The organism is Pseudomonas sp. NY5710 (genome assembly GCF_013305665.1).
Lineage (GTDB): Bacteria > Pseudomonadota > Gammaproteobacteria > Pseudomonadales > Pseudomonadaceae > Aquipseudomonas > Aquipseudomonas juntendi.
Genome location: NZ_CP045554.1, coordinates 638177 through 656706 on the forward strand (window position 1 = coordinate 638177; position 18530 = coordinate 656706).

At 60.7% G+C, this 18530-nt stretch carries 16 protein-coding genes and 2 rRNA genes; 16 read left to right on the forward strand and 2 right to left on the reverse strand.

Going from position 1 to position 18530, the window contains the following annotated elements:
• Nucleotides 1-10: 10 nt before the first annotated feature.
• From GEV39_RS02900 to GEV39_RS02920, 5 genes are all read left to right on the forward strand, one after another.
• Nucleotides 11-2903, forward strand: a 23S ribosomal RNA gene (locus GEV39_RS02900).
• Between the two features lie 134 nt (nucleotides 2904-3037).
• A 5S ribosomal RNA gene (gene rrf / locus GEV39_RS02905) occupies nucleotides 3038-3153 on the forward strand.
• 217 nt (nucleotides 3154-3370) lie between these two features.
• Nucleotides 3371-4030, forward strand: coding sequence for a paraquat-inducible protein A (locus GEV39_RS02910; protein ID WP_173887507.1), 660 nt, complete (start codon nucleotides 3371-3373; stop codon nucleotides 4028-4030).
• On the forward strand, nucleotides 4017-4640 hold the full coding sequence (locus tag GEV39_RS02915; protein ID WP_054913778.1) for a paraquat-inducible protein A: 624 nt from the start codon (nucleotides 4017-4019) through the stop codon (nucleotides 4638-4640). Before GEV39_RS02910 ends, GEV39_RS02915 begins: the two co-directional genes overlap by 14 nt.
• A complete protein-coding gene (locus GEV39_RS02920; protein ID WP_110679456.1) occupies nucleotides 4633-6933 on the forward strand; it encodes a PqiB family protein in 2301 nt (766 codons plus the stop codon). The genes GEV39_RS02915 and GEV39_RS02920 overlap by 8 nt, the downstream gene beginning before the upstream one ends.
• A gap of 149 nt (nucleotides 6934-7082) precedes the next feature.
• On the opposite strand, the gene rpsT is transcribed toward GEV39_RS02920, so the two are convergent.
• Nucleotides 7083-7361: a 30S ribosomal protein S20 gene (gene rpsT, locus GEV39_RS02925; protein ID WP_003247625.1), complete on the reverse strand. Its 279-nt coding sequence runs from the start codon at nucleotides 7359-7361 to the stop codon at nucleotides 7083-7085.
• Between the two features lie 250 nt (nucleotides 7362-7611).
• Between rpsT and murJ the strand changes: the two genes are divergently transcribed.
• From murJ to ispH, 6 genes are all read left to right on the forward strand, one after another.
• The gene (gene murJ / locus GEV39_RS02930; RefSeq protein WP_173887508.1) at nucleotides 7612-9150 is read left to right on the forward strand and encodes a murein biosynthesis integral membrane protein MurJ; all 1539 of its coding nucleotides are present in this window, start codon (nucleotides 7612-7614) and stop codon (nucleotides 9148-9150) included.
• Between the two features lie 118 nt (nucleotides 9151-9268).
• A complete protein-coding gene (gene ribF, locus GEV39_RS02935) occupies nucleotides 9269-10219 on the forward strand; it encodes a bifunctional riboflavin kinase/FAD synthetase (protein WP_009682081.1) in 951 nt (316 codons plus the stop codon).
• Nucleotides 10216-13047: an isoleucine--tRNA ligase gene (ileS, locus tag GEV39_RS02940; RefSeq protein WP_173887509.1), complete on the forward strand. Its 2832-nt coding sequence runs from the start codon at nucleotides 10216-10218 to the stop codon at nucleotides 13045-13047. The genes ribF and ileS overlap by 4 nt, the downstream gene beginning before the upstream one ends.
• On the forward strand, nucleotides 13040-13555 hold the full coding sequence (gene lspA / locus GEV39_RS02945) for a signal peptidase II (RefSeq protein WP_173887510.1): 516 nt from the start codon (nucleotides 13040-13042) through the stop codon (nucleotides 13553-13555). The genes ileS and lspA overlap by 8 nt, the downstream gene beginning before the upstream one ends.
• Complete coding sequence (gene fkpB / locus GEV39_RS02950; protein ID WP_173887511.1) at nucleotides 13548-13985, forward strand: FKBP-type peptidyl-prolyl cis-trans isomerase; 438 nt, start codon at nucleotides 13548-13550, stop codon at nucleotides 13983-13985. Before lspA ends, fkpB begins: the two co-directional genes overlap by 8 nt.
• A 14-nt stretch (nucleotides 13986-13999) precedes the next feature.
• Nucleotides 14000-14947 carry a 4-hydroxy-3-methylbut-2-enyl diphosphate reductase gene (gene ispH / locus GEV39_RS02955; RefSeq protein WP_029886696.1) on the forward strand — a complete coding sequence of 316 codons (948 nt, stop codon included), beginning with the start codon at nucleotides 14000-14002 and terminating at the stop codon, nucleotides 14945-14947.
• 60 nt (nucleotides 14948-15007) lie between these two features.
• Here ispH and GEV39_RS02960 read toward each other — a convergent pair whose 3' ends face one another.
• Nucleotides 15008-15496, reverse strand: coding sequence for a GspH/FimT family pseudopilin (locus GEV39_RS02960; protein WP_029886697.1), 489 nt, complete (start codon nucleotides 15494-15496; stop codon nucleotides 15008-15010).
• A gap of 110 nt (nucleotides 15497-15606) precedes the next feature.
• Here GEV39_RS02960 and GEV39_RS02965 point away from each other — a divergent pair, with 110 nt between their 5' ends.
• The 5 genes from GEV39_RS02965 to thiO are packed head-to-tail and all read left to right on the forward strand — an operon-like array spanning nucleotide 15607 to nucleotide 18431.
• On the forward strand, nucleotides 15607-15789 hold the full coding sequence (locus GEV39_RS02965) for a prepilin-type N-terminal cleavage/methylation domain-containing protein (protein ID WP_009682085.1): 183 nt from the start codon (nucleotides 15607-15609) through the stop codon (nucleotides 15787-15789).
• A complete protein-coding gene (locus GEV39_RS02970) occupies nucleotides 15786-16424 on the forward strand; it encodes a PilW family protein (RefSeq protein WP_173887512.1) in 639 nt (212 codons plus the stop codon). The genes GEV39_RS02965 and GEV39_RS02970 overlap by 4 nt, the downstream gene beginning before the upstream one ends.
• Complete coding sequence (locus GEV39_RS02975; RefSeq protein ID WP_125855533.1) at nucleotides 16421-16888, forward strand: hypothetical protein; 468 nt, start codon at nucleotides 16421-16423, stop codon at nucleotides 16886-16888. The genes GEV39_RS02970 and GEV39_RS02975 overlap by 4 nt, the downstream gene beginning before the upstream one ends.
• Before the next feature lies 1 nt (nucleotide 16889).
• Nucleotides 16890-17279 carry a type IV pilin protein gene (locus tag GEV39_RS02980; protein WP_173887513.1) on the forward strand — a complete coding sequence of 130 codons (390 nt, stop codon included), beginning with the start codon at nucleotides 16890-16892 and terminating at the stop codon, nucleotides 17277-17279.
• Nucleotides 17280-17333: 54 nt separating this feature from the next.
• Entirely contained in the window at nucleotides 17334-18431 is a 1098-nt protein-coding gene (gene thiO, locus GEV39_RS02985) for a glycine oxidase ThiO (protein ID WP_173887514.1), read from the forward strand.
• The last annotated feature ends 99 nt before the right edge of the window (nucleotides 18432-18530 follow it).

Below are 18530 nucleotides of genomic sequence, written 5' to 3' on the forward strand. Positions count from 1 at the left end.
GGGGTTATATGGTCAAGTGAAGAAGCGCATACGGTGGATGCCTTGGCAGTCAGAGGCGATGAAAGACGTGGTAGCCTGCGATAAGCTTTGGGGAGTCGGCAAACAGACTGTGATCCAGAGATCTCTGAATGGGGGAACCCACTCAGCATAAGCTGAGTATCTTGTACTGAATACATAGGTGCAAGAGGCGAACCAGGGGAACTGAAACATCTAAGTACCCTGAGGAAAAGAAATCAACCGAGATTCCCTTAGTAGTGGCGAGCGAACGGGGACCAGCCCTTAAGTTGATTTGAGATTAGTGGAACGCTCTGGAAAGTGCGGCCATAGTGGGTGATAGCCCCGTACACGAAAATCTCTTATCAATGAAATCGAGTAGGACGGAGCACGAGAAACTTTGTCTGAATATGGGGGGACCATCCTCCAAGGCTAAATACTACTGACTGACCGATAGTGAACCAGTACCGTGAGGGAAAGGCGAAAAGAACCCCGGAGAGGGGAGTGAAATAGAACCTGAAACCGTATGCGTACAAGCAGTGGGAGCCTACTTTGTTAGGTGACTGCGTACCTTTTGTATAATGGGTCAGCGACTTATATTCAGTGGCGAGCTTAACCGAATAGGGGAGGCGTAGCGAAAGCGAGTCTTAATAGGGCGTTTAGTCGCTGGGTATAGACCCGAAACCGGGCGATCTATCCATGGGCAGGTTGAAGGTTAGGTAACACTGACTGGAGGACCGAACCGACTACCGTTGAAAAGTTAGCGGATGACCTGTGGATCGGAGTGAAAGGCTAATCAAGCTCGGAGATAGCTGGTTCTCCTCGAAAGCTATTTAGGTAGCGCCTCATGTATCACTGTAGGGGGTAGAGCACTGTTTCGGCTAGGGGGTCATCCCGACTTACCAAACCGATGCAAACTCCGAATACCTACAAGTGCCGAGCATGGGAGACACACGGCGGGTGCTAACGTCCGTCGTGAAAAGGGAAACAACCCAGACCGTCAGCTAAGGTCCCAAAGTCATGGTTAAGTGGGAAACGATGTGGGAAGGCTTAGACAGCTAGGAGGTTGGCTTAGAAGCAGCCACCCTTTAAAGAAAGCGTAATAGCTCACTAGTCGAGTCGGCCTGCGCGGAAGATGTAACGGGGCTCAAACCATGCACCGAAGCTACGGGTATCATCTTATGATGATGCGGTAGAGGAGCGTTCTGTAAGCCTGTGAAGGTGAGTTGAGAAGCTTGCTGGAGGTATCAGAAGTGCGAATGCTGACATGAGTAACGACAATGCGAGTGAAAAACTCGCACGCCGAAAGACCAAGGTTTCCTGCGCAACGTTAATCGACGCAGGGTTAGTCGGTCCCTAAGGCGAGGCTGAAAAGCGTAGTCGATGGAAAACAGGTTAATATTCCTGTACTTCCAGTTATTGCGATGGAGGGACGGAGAAGGTTAGGCCAGCCTGGCGTTGGTTGTCCAGGTTTAAGGTGGTAGGCTGAAATCTTAGGCAAATCCGGGATTTCAAGGCCGAGAGCTGATGACGAGTTGCCTTTAGGCGACGAAGTGGTTGATACCATGCTTCCAAGAAAAGCTCCTAAGCTTCAGATAACTGGGAACCGTACCCCAAACCGACACAGGTGGTTAGGTAGAGAATACCAAGGCGCTTGAGAGAACTCGGGTGAAGGAACTAGGCAAAATGGCACCGTAACTTCGGGAGAAGGTGCGCCGGCGAGGGTGAAGGACTTGCTCCGTAAGCTCATGCCGGTCGAAGATACCAGGCCGCTGCGACTGTTTATTAAAAACACAGCACTCTGCAAACACGAAAGTGGACGTATAGGGTGTGACGCCTGCCCGGTGCCGGAAGGTTAATTGATGGGGTTAGCGCAAGCGAAGCTCTTGATCGAAGCCCCGGTAAACGGCGGCCGTAACTATAACGGTCCTAAGGTAGCGAAATTCCTTGTCGGGTAAGTTCCGACCTGCACGAATGGCGTAACGATGGCGGCGCTGTCTCCACCCGAGACTCAGTGAAATTGAAATCGCTGTGAAGATGCAGTGTATCCGCGGCTAGACGGAAAGACCCCGTGAACCTTTACTATAGCTTTGCACTGGACTTTGAATTTGCTTGTGTAGGATAGGTGGGAGGCTTTGAAGTGGGGACGCCAGTTCTCATGGAGCCATCCTTGAAATACCACCCTGGCAACTTTGAGGTTCTAACTCAGGTCCGTTATCCGGATCGAGGACAGTGTATGGTGGGTAGTTTGACTGGGGCGGTCTCCTCCCAAAGAGTAACGGAGGAGTACGAAGGTGCGCTCAGACCGGTCGGAAATCGGTCGTAGAGTATAAAGGCAAAAGCGCGCTTGACTGCGAGACAAACACGTCGAGCAGGTACGAAAGTAGGTCTTAGTGATCCGGTGGTTCTGTATGGAAGGGCCATCGCTCAACGGATAAAAGGTACTCCGGGGATAACAGGCTGATACCGCCCAAGAGTTCATATCGACGGCGGTGTTTGGCACCTCGATGTCGGCTCATCACATCCTGGGGCTGAAGCCGGTCCCAAGGGTATGGCTGTTCGCCATTTAAAGTGGTACGCGAGCTGGGTTTAGAACGTCGTGAGACAGTTCGGTCCCTATCTGCCGTGGACGTTTGAGATTTGAGAGGGGCTGCTCCTAGTACGAGAGGACCGGAGTGGACGAACCTCTGGTGTTCCGGTTGTCACGCCAGTGGCATTGCCGGGTAGCTATGTTCGGAAGAGATAACCGCTGAAAGCATCTAAGCGGGAAACTTGCCTCAAGATGAGATCTCACTGGGATCTTGAATCCCCTAAAGGGCCGTCGAAGACTACGACGTTGATAGGTTGGGTGTGTAAGCGCTGTGAGGCGTTGAGCTAACCAATACTAATTGCCCGTGAGGCTTGACCATATAACACCCAAGCAATTTGCTAGCGCAGATTGCGGTGGTGAAGATGACATGAACCGAAAGTTCGCAAGGCATCACAAACATCACATATCCGAATTCGCTGGGCTGTCCATCTGGACATTCTGGCTACAGAATTTCTTGACGACCATAGAGCATTGGAACCACCTGATCCCATCCCGAACTCAGTAGTGAAACGATGCATCGCCGATGGTAGTGTGGGGTTTCCCCATGTGAGAGTAGGTCATCGTCAAGATTCATTTCGCAAAACCCCTATCTGCACATGCAGGTAGGGGTTTTGTCTTTATGGGCCAAAAACAATCTCCGGCACCATCACTGCGGGAGCGGGCGTGCCCGCGAACACCGGCACAGCCGGTGCCATTCACCGCGCCGTGCGCTTCACGGGCACGCCGGCTCCCACAATTCGAGCCAGAACACTAGAATAGGCCCACGCACCTATTCAGAAGCACTCTATGTCCAATCCCGTCGAACCTGAATCGCTGGCCCGGTTGCCGCTGGAAGAGCTCGTGGCCTGCCACGAATGTGACCTGCTGCTGCGCAAGCCCGTGTTACAGCATGGTGAAAAGGCCCTCTGCCCGCGCTGCGGTTACGAGCTGTATGCTCACCGGCACAATGTGGTCAATCGCAGCCTGGCCTTGGTACTGACGGCCTTGTTGCTGTTCGTGCCAGCCAATTTTCTGCCCATCATGCAGCTGCACCTGCTTGGCCAAACGTCTGACGATACTGTCTGGAGTGGTGTGCTAGGCCTGTACAACTCGGAAATGCGTGGCGTGGCGGTGGTGGTTTTCCTCTGCAGCATGGCCATTCCATTAACCAAGTTGCTGTGCCAACTGGCTGTATTGCTGAGTATTCGCCTGAACGTGGGGCGCAGTTTGGGCCTGCTGTTCTACCGTATCTATCACCACCTGCGCGATTGGGGCATGCTCGAGGTCTATTTCATGGGTGTGCTGGTGGCCATCGTCAAGCTGGTCGACCTGGCTGAGTTGACCGTAGGGTTAGGGTTGTTCTGTTTTATCAGCCTGTTGTTGATTCAGGTTTGGCTGGAAGTGGTGATGTCACCGCACCAGATCTGGAGTGCGCTATCGGGGGAGGACCTGCATGCGGGCGATTGATGCGGGCATTCTGGTCTGCAATGAATGCCATGAGCTGAACCGGCAGGCGCCGGACAGTAAATCGCAAAGCTGCACACGTTGTGGCGCTGTAGTGCATGCGCGGCGTCCGAACAGCATCGTGCGCACCTGGGCGCTGCTGATTGCCGCGTCGATTCTGTACATTCCGGCCAACGTGTTGCCCATCATGACCGTGAGTACCCTCGGCCAAGGCAGCCCGGACACGATCATGTCCGGGGTCATTACCTTGCTCAAGCACGGCATGGTGCCGATCGCTGCAGTGGTGTTCATTGCCAGCATCCTGGTGCCGACCTTCAAGCTGGTAGGCATCGGTTTGCTGCTGTACTCCGTACAACGGCGGCAGCCGCTTTCGGCCCGGCAACGGATATTCATGTACCGCTTCATCGAATTCATCGGGCGCTGGTCCATGCTGGATATCTTCGTCATTGCCATTCTCGTGGCAGTGGTGAATTTCGGCCGAATAGCCAGTGTCGAAGCCAATTTGGGCGCCGTCGCCTTCGCAACTGTGGTGATCCTGACAATGTTTGCTGCTTTAACTTTCGATCCCCGACTGATTTGGGATAACACGGAGTCGGATGACGACCATGAGTGACCTGCCAACGGCTAAAACCCGCCCAGCCTCGAACTGGTCGGCCATCTGGATCCTGCCTTTGATCGCCTTGATGATCGGTGGTTGGCTCGCTTGGCAGGCTTACCGCCAGGCCGGTGTGGAGATTGAAGTGCGCTTCGAGTCGGGCGACGGCATCGTCGCCAACAAGACCGAGGTGATCTACAAAGGGATGCCGGTTGGCAAGGTGAAGAGCCTGGTGCTCGATGCCGAGGGTGAGAACCAAGGTGTTATCGCCACGATCGAAATGAACAAGGATGCCGAGCCGCATCTGACCAAGGGGACGCGCTTCTGGCTGGTGAAGCCCAGTGTCACCCTGGCGGGCATTTCAGGCCTGGAAACCCTGGTGTCTGGTAACTACATCGCAGTCAGCCCGGGCGAAGGTGAGCCTACCAAGCGCTTCACCGCGCTTAAGGTGGCGCCGCCGCTGTCGGACAGCGAACCTGGCCTGCATCTTGTGCTAAAGGCTGAACGGTTAGGTTCGCTCAACCGTGACAGCCCAGTGTTCTATAAACAGATCCAGGTCGGCCGGGTGAAGAGTTATCGCCTGTCCGAAGACCAGAGCACGGTGGAGGTAAAAGTATTCATCGAGCCGGCTTACGCCAGCCTGGTGCGCAAACACACGCGCTTTTGGAATGCCAGCGGGGTAAGCATCGACGCTTCGCTTTCGGGTGTGAAAGTGCGTAGCGAGTCGCTGTCGAGCATCGTTGCCGGTGGTATTGCCTTTGCAACCCCGGAGTATCGCAAGGACAGCCCGCCAACCGACCCCAGCCTGCCGTTCCGCCTGTATGAAGACTTCGATGCAGCTCAGGCGGGGATCCGGGTCAAGGTCAAGCTCACCGATTACGAAGGCCTGCAGGCGGGCCGTACCCCGGTCATGTACAAAGGCATCCAGGTTGGCTCGCTGAAAACGCTGAAGATGGAAGACAACCTGGCCAGCGCTTCGGCCGAGCTGACACTGGACCCGCTCACCGAGGACTACCTGGTGGAAGGGACCCAGTTCTGGGTGGTCAAGCCTTCGATTTCCCTGGCGGGTATCACGGGGCTGGAGGCGCTGGTAAAAGGTAACTACATCGCCATTCGCCCCGGCGAAAAGGGCGCGCGGCCAGAGCGCGAGTTCGAGGCGCGTGCCAAGGCGCCGCCGCTGGACCTCAAGGCGCCTGGCCTGCACATGGTGCTGTTCGCCGACACCCTCGGTTCGCTGGAGGTCGGCAGCCCGGTGATGTATCGCCAGGTGAAAGTCGGGAGCGTGCAAAGCTATCAGTTCGCCCGCAACAGTAACCGCATCCTCATTGGTGTGCACATCGAGAAAGAATACGAAAAACTGGTCAACGGTTCGTCGCGCTTCTGGAACGCCAGCGGTATTACCCTGACTGGCGGCTTGTCGGGCATCAAGGTGAAAAGTGAGTCGCTGCAAACGCTGATGGCCGGTGGCATTGCCTTCGACACGCCGCGTGCGGATGTTCCGCTGAAGCGGCACATTCCGCGCTTCCGGCTGCACGAAAGCCAAGAGGCGGTGAACCGTGCGGGCACCTTGATCACCATCCGTGTCGACCGCGCGGATGGCCTGAAGCCAGGCACAGCGATTCGCTTCCGGGGCCTGGATGTGGGCAGCATCGAGAGCGTCGACTTGACCAATGACCTGCAGGCGGTGCTGCTGCGGGCGCGTATCACCGAAGCGGCGAATCGCATCGCCCGGGCCGGGACGCAGTTCTGGGTGGTCAAACCTGCGTTTGGCCTGGTGCGCACTGAGAACCTGGATACCCTGGTGACCGGCCAGTACCTGGAGGTGCAGCCGGCTACCAAAGACCGCGGGCCGCAGAGTGACTTCATTGCGCTGCCCGAGGCGCCGCAGGTGGCAGGGCCAGAGGTCGGCCTGCCGTTGACCCTCAGTGCACCACGCCGTGGCTCGATCAAGCCTGGGGTACCGGTTACTTACCGCGAGGTAGCCGTGGGTAAGGTGACAGGCTTCGAGCTTGGGCAGAGTGCTGACCGCGTGCTGATCCATATCCTGATCGAGCCGCGTTATGCCGCGCTGGTGCGCAGTGGCAGCCGCTTCTGGAACACCAGCGGCTTCGGCTTCGACTGGGGGCTGTTCAAAGGCGCGACCGTGCGCACCGAGTCGCTGGAAACCGTGATCGATGGTGGCATCGCCTTCGCGACGCCGGATGGCGAGCGGATGGGTAACCCGGCCAGGCCGCAGCAGACCTTCGCCTTGTTCGACAAGGCCGAGGACGAGTGGCTGCAATGGGCGCCGAAGATTCAGCTAGGCAAGTAACAGCAGGCAAACACAGTCACTGGGGCTGCTTTGCAGCCCGGTGGCGACCAAAGCCGCCCCTGCAAAATTGCGGTTACACCTTGGCGCATGCCCAAATCGCAGGCAACAAAAAGCCGACCCTAGGGTCGGCTTTTCGACTTTAACGTCGCTTAGGCAGCTGCAGCTTCTTTCAGCGCCTTGATGTGGCCATTCAGACGGCCTTTGTGACGAGCAGCCTTGTTCTTGTGGATGATACCTTTGTCGGCCATACGGTCGATTACAGGTACAGCCAGAACATAAGCGGCTTGTGCTTTTTCAGCGTCTTTTGCGTCAATGGCTTTAACTACATTCTTGATGTAGGTGCGGACCATGGAACGCAGGCTGGCGTTGTGGCTGCGACGCTTCTCAGCCTGTTTTGCACGTTTCTTGGCGGAAGGTGTGTTGGCCACCGTCGAGCTCCTCGAAAGACTTTAGGTAAATAGCAAACAAAATAGGCCGCGAATCATGCCGATCAGTCGAGCGGATGTCAAGGCCACCTGCAAGGTTCCGCCGAGCGGTGCGCCAACAAGCTGGAAAGATTCCTTTCTGCTGCGCGACCTGTACACTCGGGAATTTTTGGCTCCCCTGCGAAGGCGCGGGAGTATCGCACATTCGGATGCTGTCTGGCAGCGTCCTCTGTCATTGGCGTGAATCTTTTCGATGAACCTGCTCAAATCCCTGGCTGCAGTAAGCTCGATCACCATGATTTCGCGGGTGCTGGGCTTCATTCGCGACACCATTCTGGCGCGTATCTTCGGTGCAGGCATTGCCACCGACGCTTTCTTCATCGCTTTCAAGTTGCCCAACCTGCTGCGGCGCATTTTCGCCGAAGGTGCATTTTCCCAGGCCTTCGTGCCGATCCTGGCCGAATACAAGACGCAGCAAGGCGAGGAGGCGACCCGCACTTTCGTTGCCTATATCACCGGTTTGCTCACCCTGGTCCTGGCCCTGGTGACCGCCATCGGCATCCTGGCGGCACCCTGGGTGGTGTGGGCCACGGCCCCGGGGTTTGTCGACAGCACGGAAAAGTACGAACTGACCACGGCCCTGTTGCGGGTGACCTTTCCTTATATATTGCTGATCTCCCTGTCGTCCCTGGCCGGGGCGATCCTCAATACCTGGAACCGTTTCTCGGTACCGGCCTTTACCCCGACCTTGCTCAACGTGGCGATGATCGCCTTCGCGGTACTGCTCACGCCGTACTTCAACCCGCCGATCATGGCCCTGGCCTGGGGGGTGCTCGCCGGTGGCCTGGCGCAACTGTTGTACCAGTTGCCGGCGCTGAAGAAGATCGGCATGCTCGTGCTGCCCCGCCTGAACCTGCGCGATACCGGCGTGTGGCGCGTGCTCAAGCAGATGCTGCCGGCCATTCTCGGGGTATCGGTGAGCCAGATCTCGCTGATCATCAACACCATCTTCGCCTCGTTCCTGGTGGCTGGCTCGGTATCCTGGATGTATTACGCCGACCGCCTGATGGAGCTGCCTTCCGGCGTGCTGGGCGTGGCGTTGGGTACCATCCTGCTGCCGACCCTGGCCAAAACCTACGCCAACAAGGACCGCGAGGAGTATTCGCGGATCCTCGACTGGGGCCTGCGCCTGTGCTTCCTGCTGGTGTTGCCGTGCACCCTGGCACTGGCCATTCTGGCCGAGCCGCTGACCGTGGCGCTGTTTCAGTATGGCAAGTTCAGCGCGTTCGATGCCGCCATGACCCAGCGGGCGCTGATGGCCTATTCGGTGGGCTTGCTGGCGATCATTCTGGTCAAGGTACTGGCACCCGGCTTTTATGCGCAGCAGAATATCCGCACGCCGGTGAAGATCGCGGTCTTCACCCTGGTCTGCACCCAGCTATTCAACCTGGCCCTGGTCGGCCCGCTGGCGCATGCCGGGCTGGCATTGGCCATCAGCCTGGGTGCCTGCCTGAATGCCGGCTTGCTGTTCTGGAAACTGCGCAGCCAGCGCTTGTTCGAGCCGCAGCCGGGCTGGGCGATGTTCCTGACCAAGCTGGTGCTGGCCGTGGCGCTGATGTCGGCAGTGCTGCTGGTAGGCATGCACTATATGCCGGCCTGGGAGCAGGGCATCATGCTGGAGCGCTTCATGCGCCTCGGCGTGCTGATCGTGGCGGGGGTCGTGACCTATTTCGGCTGTTTGTTCCTGTGCGGTTTCCGCCCCCGGCATTTCGCTCGCAAGGCCTTGCACTAGGGCTACCTGCAGGTCAGGCGTCGGTTTTTCGCATTCCACGCCGCCCCTGGGCGCTGCTGCCTGTCACCGGCGCCCGGGTGTGGTTATAATCGGCCACTTTATGAGCAAGAAGCGCGTTATGCAGCTGGTTCGAGGTCTTCACAACCTGCGCCCCGAGCACCGGGGCTGTGTCGCCACCATTGGCAACTTCGACGGGGTTCACCGTGGCCACCAGGCAATCCTGGCGCGCCTGCGCGAGCGCGGTCAGGCCTTGGGCCTGCCGACCTGCGTGGTGGTCTTTGAACCACAACCGCGCGAGTATTTCGCGCCCGATACCGCACCTGCGCGCCTGGCCCGCCTGCGCGACAAGCTCGAGCTGCTGGCCGCCGAAGGCATCGACCGGGTGCTGTGCCTGGCCTTCAACCAGCGCTTGAGCAAGCTCGGCGCCGATGCGTTCGTCAAGACCATCCTGGTCGATGGCCTGGGCGTGCGTCACCTCGAAGTGGGCGACGACTTCCGCTTTGGCTGCGACCGCGCCGGCGACTTCGCCTTCCTGGTCGAGGCCGGCAAGCAATATGGCTTTACCGTCGAAGCTGCCAACACCGTGATTCAGGACGGCCTGCGGGTCAGCAGCACCGAAGTGCGCCAGGCCTTGGCCGACGGCAACTTCGAGCTGGCCGAGCACCTGCTGGGCCGCCCATACCGCATTACCGGCCGTGTGTTGCACGGCCAGAAGCTGGCTCGCCAGCTTGGCACGCCCACTGCCAACATCCAGCTCAAGCGCCGCCGCGTACCGCTGTCCGGGGTCTACCTGGCCAGCATCGAAATCGACGGCAAGGCCTGGCCGGGTGTCGGCAACATTGGCGTGCGCCCCACCGTTGCCGGTGATGGGCGCCCGCACCTGGAAATTCATCTGCTGGACTATGCCGGCGACCTTTACGGCCGGCGCCTTACGGTGGAGTTCCACCACAAGCTGCGTGAAGAGCAGCGATTCGCCTCCCTGGAGGCGCTGAAGTCGGCGATCGATGCGGATATCGCCGCCGCACGTGCACATTGGCACGCTCAACCGCTAACGAAGAGCCTGAAATGACCGACTACAAAGCCACGCTTAACCTTCCGGACACCGCCTTCCCCATGAAGGCCGGCCTGCCTCAGCGCGAACCGCAGATCCTGCAGCGCTGGGACAGCATTGGCCTGTACCAGAAGCTGCGCGAAATTGGCAAGGATCGTCCAAAGTTCGTCCTGCACGACGGCCCGCCCTATGCCAACGGCAAGATTCACATCGGTCATGCGCTGAACAAAATTCTCAAGGACATGATCGTCCGTTCCAAGACCCTGGCCGGTTTCGACGCGCCGTACGTGCCGGGTTGGGACTGCCATGGCCTGCCGATCGAGCACAAGGTCGAGGTTACCCACGGCAAGCACCTGTCGGCCGACCGCACCCGCGAGCTGTGCCGCGAGTATGCTGCGGAGCAGATCGAAGGGCAGAAGACCGAGTTCATTCGCCTGGGCGTGCTGGGTGACTGGGACAACCCGTACAAGACCATGAACTTCGCCAACGAGGCGGGTGAAATCCGTGCCCTGGCCGAAATGGTCAAGCAAGGTTTCGTGTTCAAGGGCCTGAAACCGGTGAACTGGTGCTTCGACTGCGGTTCGGCGCTGGCTGAGGCGGAAGTCGAGTACGCCGATAAAAAATCGCAGACCATCGACGTGGCCTTCCCGGTTGCCGACGAAGCCAAGCTGGCTGCCGCCTTCGGCCTGGCGTCGCTGGCCAAGCCTGCCGCCATCGTGATCTGGACTACCACCCCGTGGACCATTCCAGCCAACCAGGCGTTGAACATCCATCCCGAGTTCACCTACGCCCTGGTCGACACCGGTGAGCGCCTGCTGGTGCTGGCTGAAGAACTGGTCGAGTCGTGCCTCAAGCGTTACAACCTGGAAGGCTCGGTCATCGCTACCGCCCAAGGCGCGGCGCTGGAGCTGGTCAACTTCCGTCACCCGCTCTACGACCGCCTGTCGCCGGTGTACCTGGCAGACTACGTCGAGCTGGGCGCCGGTACCGGGGTGGTGCACTCCGCGCCAGCCTACGGTGAAGACGACTTCGTCACCTGCAAGCGTTACGGCATGGTCAACGATGACATCCTTACCCCGGTGCAGAGCAACGGTGTGTATGTCGAGTCGCTGCCATTGTTCGGCGGCCAGTTCATCTGGAAGGCCAACCCGGCCATCGTCGAGAAACTCGGTGAAGTCGGTGCGCTGATGCACACCGAAACCATCAGCCACAGCTATATGCACTGCTGGCGCCATAAAACCCCACTGATCTACCGCGCTACCGCGCAGTGGTTCGTGGGTATGGACCAGCAGCCGACTACCGGCGAGCCGCTGCGTGAGCGTGCGCTGAAAGCCATCGAGCAAACCAAGTTCGTTCCGGCCTGGGGCCAGGCACGCCTGCACGCGATGATCGCCAACCGCCCAGACTGGTGCATTTCGCGTCAGCGCAACTGGGGCGTACCGATTCCGTTCTTCCTGCACAAGCAGACCGGCGAGCTGCACCCGCGCACCGTCGAACTGATGGAAGAAGTGGCCAAGCGCGTCGAGCAGCAGGGCATCGAAGCCTGGTTCAAGCTGGACGCTGCCGAACTGCTGGGCGCTGAAGCCGAGCAGTACGACAAGATCGCCGACACCCTCGACGTGTGGTTCGATTCGGGCACCACCCACTGGCACGTGCTGCGTGGCTCCCACAACATCGGCCACGCCACCGGCCCGCGCGCCGACCTGTACCTGGAAGGCTCCGACCAGCACCGCGGCTGGTTCCACTCGTCCTTGCTGACCGGTTGCGCCATCGACAACCATGCGCCGTACCGCGAGCTGCTGACCCACGGCTTCACCGTGGACGAAAACGGCCGCAAGATGTCCAAGTCGCTGGGCAACACCATCGAGCCGGAGAAAGTCAACAACACCTTGGGCGCCGACATCCTGCGCCTGTGGGTTTCGGCTACCGACTATTCCGGTGAAATGGCCGTTTCCGAGCAGATCCTGCAGCGCAGCGCCGACGCCTACCGGCGTATCCGCAATACCGCACGCTTCCTGCTCTCGAACCTGTCCGGTTTCGACCCGGCCCGCGACCTGCTGGCCCCGCAAGACATGCTGGCGCTGGACCGCTGGGCCGTGGACCGCACCTTGTTGCTGCAACGCGAACTCGAAGAGCACTACAGCGAGTACCGTTTCTGGAACGTGTACTCCAAGGTGCACAACTTCTGCGTGCAGGAGCTGGGCGGCTTCTACCTCGACATCATCAAGGACCGCCAGTACACCACCGGCGCCAACAGTGTCGCCCGCCGTTCCTGCCAGACTGCGCTGTATCACATCAGCGAAGCGCTGGTGCGCTGGATTGCACCGATCCTGGCGTTCACCGCCGACGAAATCTGGCAGTACCTGCCGGGCGAGCGCAACGAGTCGGTCATGCTCAATGGCTGGTACCAGGGCCTGAGCGAGCTGCCGGAAGGCACCGAGCTGGACCGTGGCTACTGGGACCGCGTCATGGCTGTGAAGGCCTCGGTCAACAAGGAGCTGGAAAACCAGCGTACCGCCAAAGTCATCGGCGGCAACCTGCAGGCTGAAGTGACCCTGTACGCCGATGAGGCCCTGAGCGCCGACCTGGGTAAGCTGGGCGACGAGCTGCGCTTTGTGCTGATCACCTCCGCTGCCAGCGTGGTGCCATTTGCCCAGGCGCCTGCCGAAGCGGTTGGCACCGAAGTCGAGGGCCTGAAACTGCAGGTGGTCAAGTCCGGCCACGCCAAGTGCGGCCGTTGCTGGCACTTCCGTGCCGACGTTGGCAGCCACCCGGAGCACCCGGAAATCTGCAGCCGTTGCGTCGACAACCTGACCGGCTCGGGTGAGGTGCGCCACTATGCCTAACCCTGCAGCGGGCCGCTTCGGGCGCCTCGCATGGCTGTGGCTGAGCTTGCTGGTCCTGGTCATCGACCAGGCCACCAAGCTGTATTTCAACAACGCCCTGACCATGTACCAGCAGATCGTCGTCATACCTGACTACTTCAGCTGGACCCTGGCCTACAACACCGGCGCCGCGTTCAGCTTCCTGGCCGACGGCGCCGGCTGGCAGCGCTGGTTGTTCGCCCTGATCGCCGTGGTGGTCAGCGCAGTGTTGGTGGTGTGGCTCAAGCGCCTGGGGCGTAATGAAACCTGGCTGGCCGTGGCGCTGGCGCTGGTGCTCGGTGGGGCGATCGGCAACCTGTACGATCGCATCGTACTGGGCCATGTGGTCGACTTCATTCTGGTGCACTGGCAGAACCGCCACTACTTCCCGGCCTTCAACGTGGCCGACAGCGCCATCACCGTTGGTGCGATAATGCTGGCGCTGGATATGTTCAAGAGCAAGAAGTCCGAGGATCCGGTCCATGACTGACACCCGTATCGGCCAGAACACCGAAGTCACCCTGCACTTCGCGCTGCACCTGGAAAACGGCGACACCGTAGACAGCACGTTCGACAAGGCCCCGGCAACCTTCAAGGTCGGCGATGGCAACCTGTTGCCGGGCTTCGAGAACGCCCTGTTCGGCTTCAAGGCCGGTGACAAGCGTACGCTGCAGGTTGCACCAGAAAATGCCTTCGGCCAGCCCAACCCGCAAAACGTGCAAATCATGCCGCGGTCCAACTTTGAAGGCATGGAGCTGTCCGATGGGCTGTTGATCATCTTCAACGACGCCGCCAACGCCGAACTGCCAGGTGTGGTCAAAGCGTTCGACGACAACCAGGTGACCATCGACTTCAATCACCCACTGGCTGGCAAGACCCTGACCTTCGAGGTAGAGATCCTCGAGGTGAAGGCCCTGTAAGCCTGGAGCCGAGCATGCAAATCAAACTCGCCAACCCTCGCGGCTTCTGCGCGGGGGTCGACCGGGCGATCGAGATCGTCAACCGCGCGCTGGAAGTCTTCGGCCCGCCGATCTACGTGCGCCATGAAGTGGTGCACAACAAGTTCGTCGTCGAAGACCTGCGCAACCGTGGCGCCGTCTTCGTCGAAGAGCTGGACCAGGTGCCGGATGATGTCATCGTCATCTTCAGTGCCCACGGTGTTTCCCAGGCCGTGCGCCAGGAAGCTGCTGGCCGTGGCCTGAAAGTGTTCGATGCCACTTGCCCACTGGTGACCAAGGTGCATATCGAAGTCGCCAAGTACAGCCGCGATGGCCGTGAGTGCATTCTCATCGGCCACGAAGGGCACCCGGAAGTCGAAGGCACCATGGGCCAGTACGACCCCAGCAACGGTGGCGCCATCTACCTTGTCGAAGACGAGGAAGACGTGGCCAAGCTGCAGGTGCGCGACCCGGACCACCTGGCTTTCGTCACCCAGACCACCCTGTCGATGGATGACACCAGCCGTGTGATCGACGCCCTGCGTGCGCGCTTCCCGAACATTGGTGGCCCGCGCAAGGACGACATTTGCTACGCCACGCAAAACCGCCAGGACGCCGTCAAGCAACTGGCCGATGAAAGTGACGTAGTGCTGGTGGTTGGCAGCCCGAACAGCTCCAACTCCAACCGGCTGCGCGAGCTGGCCGAGCGCATGGGCACCCCGGCCTACCTGATCGATGGCGCCGAGGACCTGCAACGCGGCTGGTTCGACCAGGCTGCGCGTATCGGCATCACCGCCGGTGCGTCGGCCCCGGAAGTGCTGGTGCGTGGTGTGATCGAACAGCTCAAGGCCTGGGGTGCTACCGGCGCTGAAGAGCTGGATGGGCGGGAAGAGAACATCACGTTCTCGATGCCCAAAGAGCTGCGGGTTCGCTCGCTGATCTGACCGGCCAGGGCTTAGGTGCACGAGCGGCCTTGCGCGACGCAAGGCTGCTCGATAAGCGCGTTAGCCGGGGCAGCGCTGATTGTCGCGGTGCTCAGCCAGCAAGTTGACCCTCCCTGAAGAGGCCATCACCACTTGGTGGCGGCTGCTGGCCGCCGAGCGCTCGCACACCTCCAGGGTGATGGCGAACCAGCCGTTGCCCAGCTTCATTGGCACACCCAGGGCACTGAACTTGAACTGTTCGTCGCTGTTGCCGACGATTACCAGCGGCCTGGCCAGGCGCTGCTCACGCAGTACCTGCCGGTTGTGCTCCAGGGCTACACGCCAACCATTTCCCCAATTGCCATCCAGCGCCTGCACTAGCACCGGTTGCCCCTGCAACAGCGCGTGGCTACGGGCGCTACGCAGTGCCTGGGCCAAGTCGCGCGCCACCGCCGCCCGCTGCAGGTCATCGCTCATCCTGGCGTAGGCCGGTAGGCCGATCTGCGTCAGCAACGTCGCCACAGCCAAGGCCGACAACATCTGTATCAGTGTTACCCCACGTTGCTTCACCGTGCATTGCTCCCAGGAAGTGCTTCGCTAATAGCTTCTCGGTGGCTGGGCAGGAGGTCCAGTCGCTCAAGTTGAAGGCTATAGCGGGAAAAATCGCAGGAGGTGCAGGGATGCACGCATGGCAAAAGGGCATGACGCTGCTGGAGGTGTTGTTGGCGGTGGTGGTCGTGGCCGTGGGCATGTTCGCCGCTGCGGGGCTGCAACTGCAGGCCTTGCAAGCCACAGACAGTGCGCGCCGCGATGGGCAGGCGGCAATGGCGGCACACAGTGAGCTTGAAAGGGCACGGCGATGAGGCGCCGGCAAACGGGTGCTGGTTTGCTTGAGTTGCTGCTGGCGCTGACCATCGGGTTGATGGTGCTGGTGGCGGCCAGCCAGCTGTTCGCCTCCGTGCACCAAGCCTGGCGGCTGCAAGGCGCCGCGCTGCGCATGCAAGGGGAGGCGCGCCAGGCGCTGCTGCGCATGGCCCAGGATATTCGCATGGCGGGCATGTTTGGCTGTTTGCGCCTGAAACCTGGCGACTTTCCGGCCCAGGCTGTGCCGCCTGGCTTCGCCCGGCCAATGGAGCTGGGGCCGTCCAGCTTGAGCCTGATGGTCGCCGAGTTGCCGGGGCATACCGGCGACCCGGATTGGACCTTGCTGACCAACTGTATCGACGAGGTCAAGGTGCTGAGCCGCCGGGCACAGGCTAGCGCCACACAGATGGCGGTGCCCATCAGCCATCACCATTATGCGCACAGCGGCGGCAGGCTGTATTTCAAGCGCCGGGGCAACACTCAGCCGCTGGTCGAGCATGTGCGGGAGCTGCGCATCGTGCAGGTTGCCGGTGAGCGGGTGGATATTCAGCTGACCTTGTATGAGCCCACGCTGCAACTTGAGCAGCACCACGCGTTGAGCGTGGCATTGCGCAACCCGGTACCGGCTTCATGAGCCGCCAGCGGGGTGTGGTGCTGCTGTTGGCCTTGGTCCTGAGCCTGCTGCTCGGTCTGCTGGCCGCATCGGCGCTGCGCGACGCGCTGGTCGAAACGCGTATGAATGGTTACCTGAGCGATGGCCTGCACGCACTGGAAGAGGCCGAGGCCGCCTTGCAGGCCGGGGTGCGCAAGCTGGAACAGGGCCCGCCGCCGCCCTCGTGCAATGCCTGCCTGCCGCCACCACAGCCACACGACCTGGCTGGCCAGTGGCAAGCCACTCCGACCGGCTATTTCCAGCTACAAAACCTGGGCATCAGTCAGCGCGCTGCCCACGTGCCCGAAGGGCAGGCGGTCACCCTGTTGCGCATTACTGCCGTCAGCAAGCGAAGCCAATCCAGGCATGTACTGGAGGCGGTCTACGCCGCAGCCGACGGCACATTCCAGCGCATCACCTGGCGACAGAGACTGAGAGGAGACTGACATGCAGCAAGGTTTGAGCCTGATGGAGTTGTTGATTGTCCTGGCCGTGACCGGCATTCTGGCAGCCATTGCCTACCCCAGTTACAGCGACCAGCTTCGGCGAGCCGCGCGCAGCGAAGTGGTTGGCCTGCTGCACGATGCCGCCCTGCGCCTGGAGCGCCACCGCGTACGCACCGGCCAATACGCCGAGGGCGACCCGGCGCTGCCCGGCGGCACCCGCCATTACAGCCTGCAGGCGCAACGCGACAGCGACACCTTCACGCTGCGCGCGCGGCGCTTGCCGCATGGGCTGATGGCGCAGGATGGCTGTGGCGACTTCCAGCTGGACCAGGCAGGGGTGCAGCGCAACCCGGGTGCCGTTGGGCACAGCACGCACTGCTGGGGGAGCTGAAGGTTGAATGGTGCCCGGCGCATCGCGGTTTTACTTCAGGTGTTGGATCGACAGATGAGCAAGCAAGTAGTGGTGGTTGGCGGCGGGGTGATCGGCCTGTTGACGGCGTTCAACCTGGCGGCCAAGGTCGGCCATGTGGTGGTGTGCGATCAGGGCGAGGTCGGCCGTGAGTCATCGTGGGCCGGTGGCGGCATCGTTTCGCCGCTGTACCCGTGGCGCTACAGCCCGGCAGTGACCGCCCTGGCGCACTGGTCACAGGACTTTTATCCACAGTTGGGCGAACGCTTGTTCGCCAGCACCGGTGTCGACCCCGAAGTGCACACCACTGGCCTGTACTGGCTGGACCTGGATGACGAAGCTCAAGCGCTGGCCTGGGCCGAGCGCGAACAACGGCCGTTGCGTGCGGTGGATATCTCGGCAGCCTATGACGCGGTGCCAGTACTGGGCCCGGGTTTCAAGCGCGCCGTCTACATGGCGGGCGTGGCCAATGTGCGCAACCCGCGCCTGGTGAAATCGCTGAAGGCGGCGTTGCTGGCAATGCCGAACGTGACTTTGCGCGAGCACTGCCAGATCACCGGTTTCGTCCAGCAAGGCGGGCGTGTGACCGGGGTGCATACGGCCGACGGTGTGCTGGCGGCGGATGAGGTGGTGCTCAGTGCTGGCGCCTGGAGTGGCGACCTGTTGCGTACGCTTGGCCTGGCGCTGCCGGTGGAACCGGTGAAGGGCCAGATGATTCTGTTCAAATGTGCCGAAGACTTCCTGCCGAGCATGGTGCTGGCCAAGGGGCGCTATGCGATCCCGCGGCGTGATGGGCACATTCTGGTGGGCAGTACGCTTGAGCATGCCGGGTATGACAAGACCCCGACCGGGGATGCGCTGCAGAGCCTGAAGGCTTCGGCGGTGGAGTTGTTGCCTGAGCTGGAAGGGGCCACCGTGGTGGCGCACTGGGCCGGGCTGCGGCCGGGGTCGCCTGAGGGCATTCCGTATATCGGGCCGGTGCCGGGGCATGCGGGGTTGTGGCTGAACTGCGGGCACTACCGGAACGGGTTGGTGCTGGCGCCGGCTTCGTGCCAGCTGTTCACCGATTTGCTGACCGGTGCCGAACCGATCATCGACCCGGCGCCCTATGCCCCAGCGGGGCGTTTGGGCTGAGAATGCCGGGGCCGCTGTGCGGCCCTATCGCAGGCAAGCCAGCTCCCACAGGTATTGCACAAGGCTCAAGGGCAGTACAGGTATTACACAAGGCTCAAG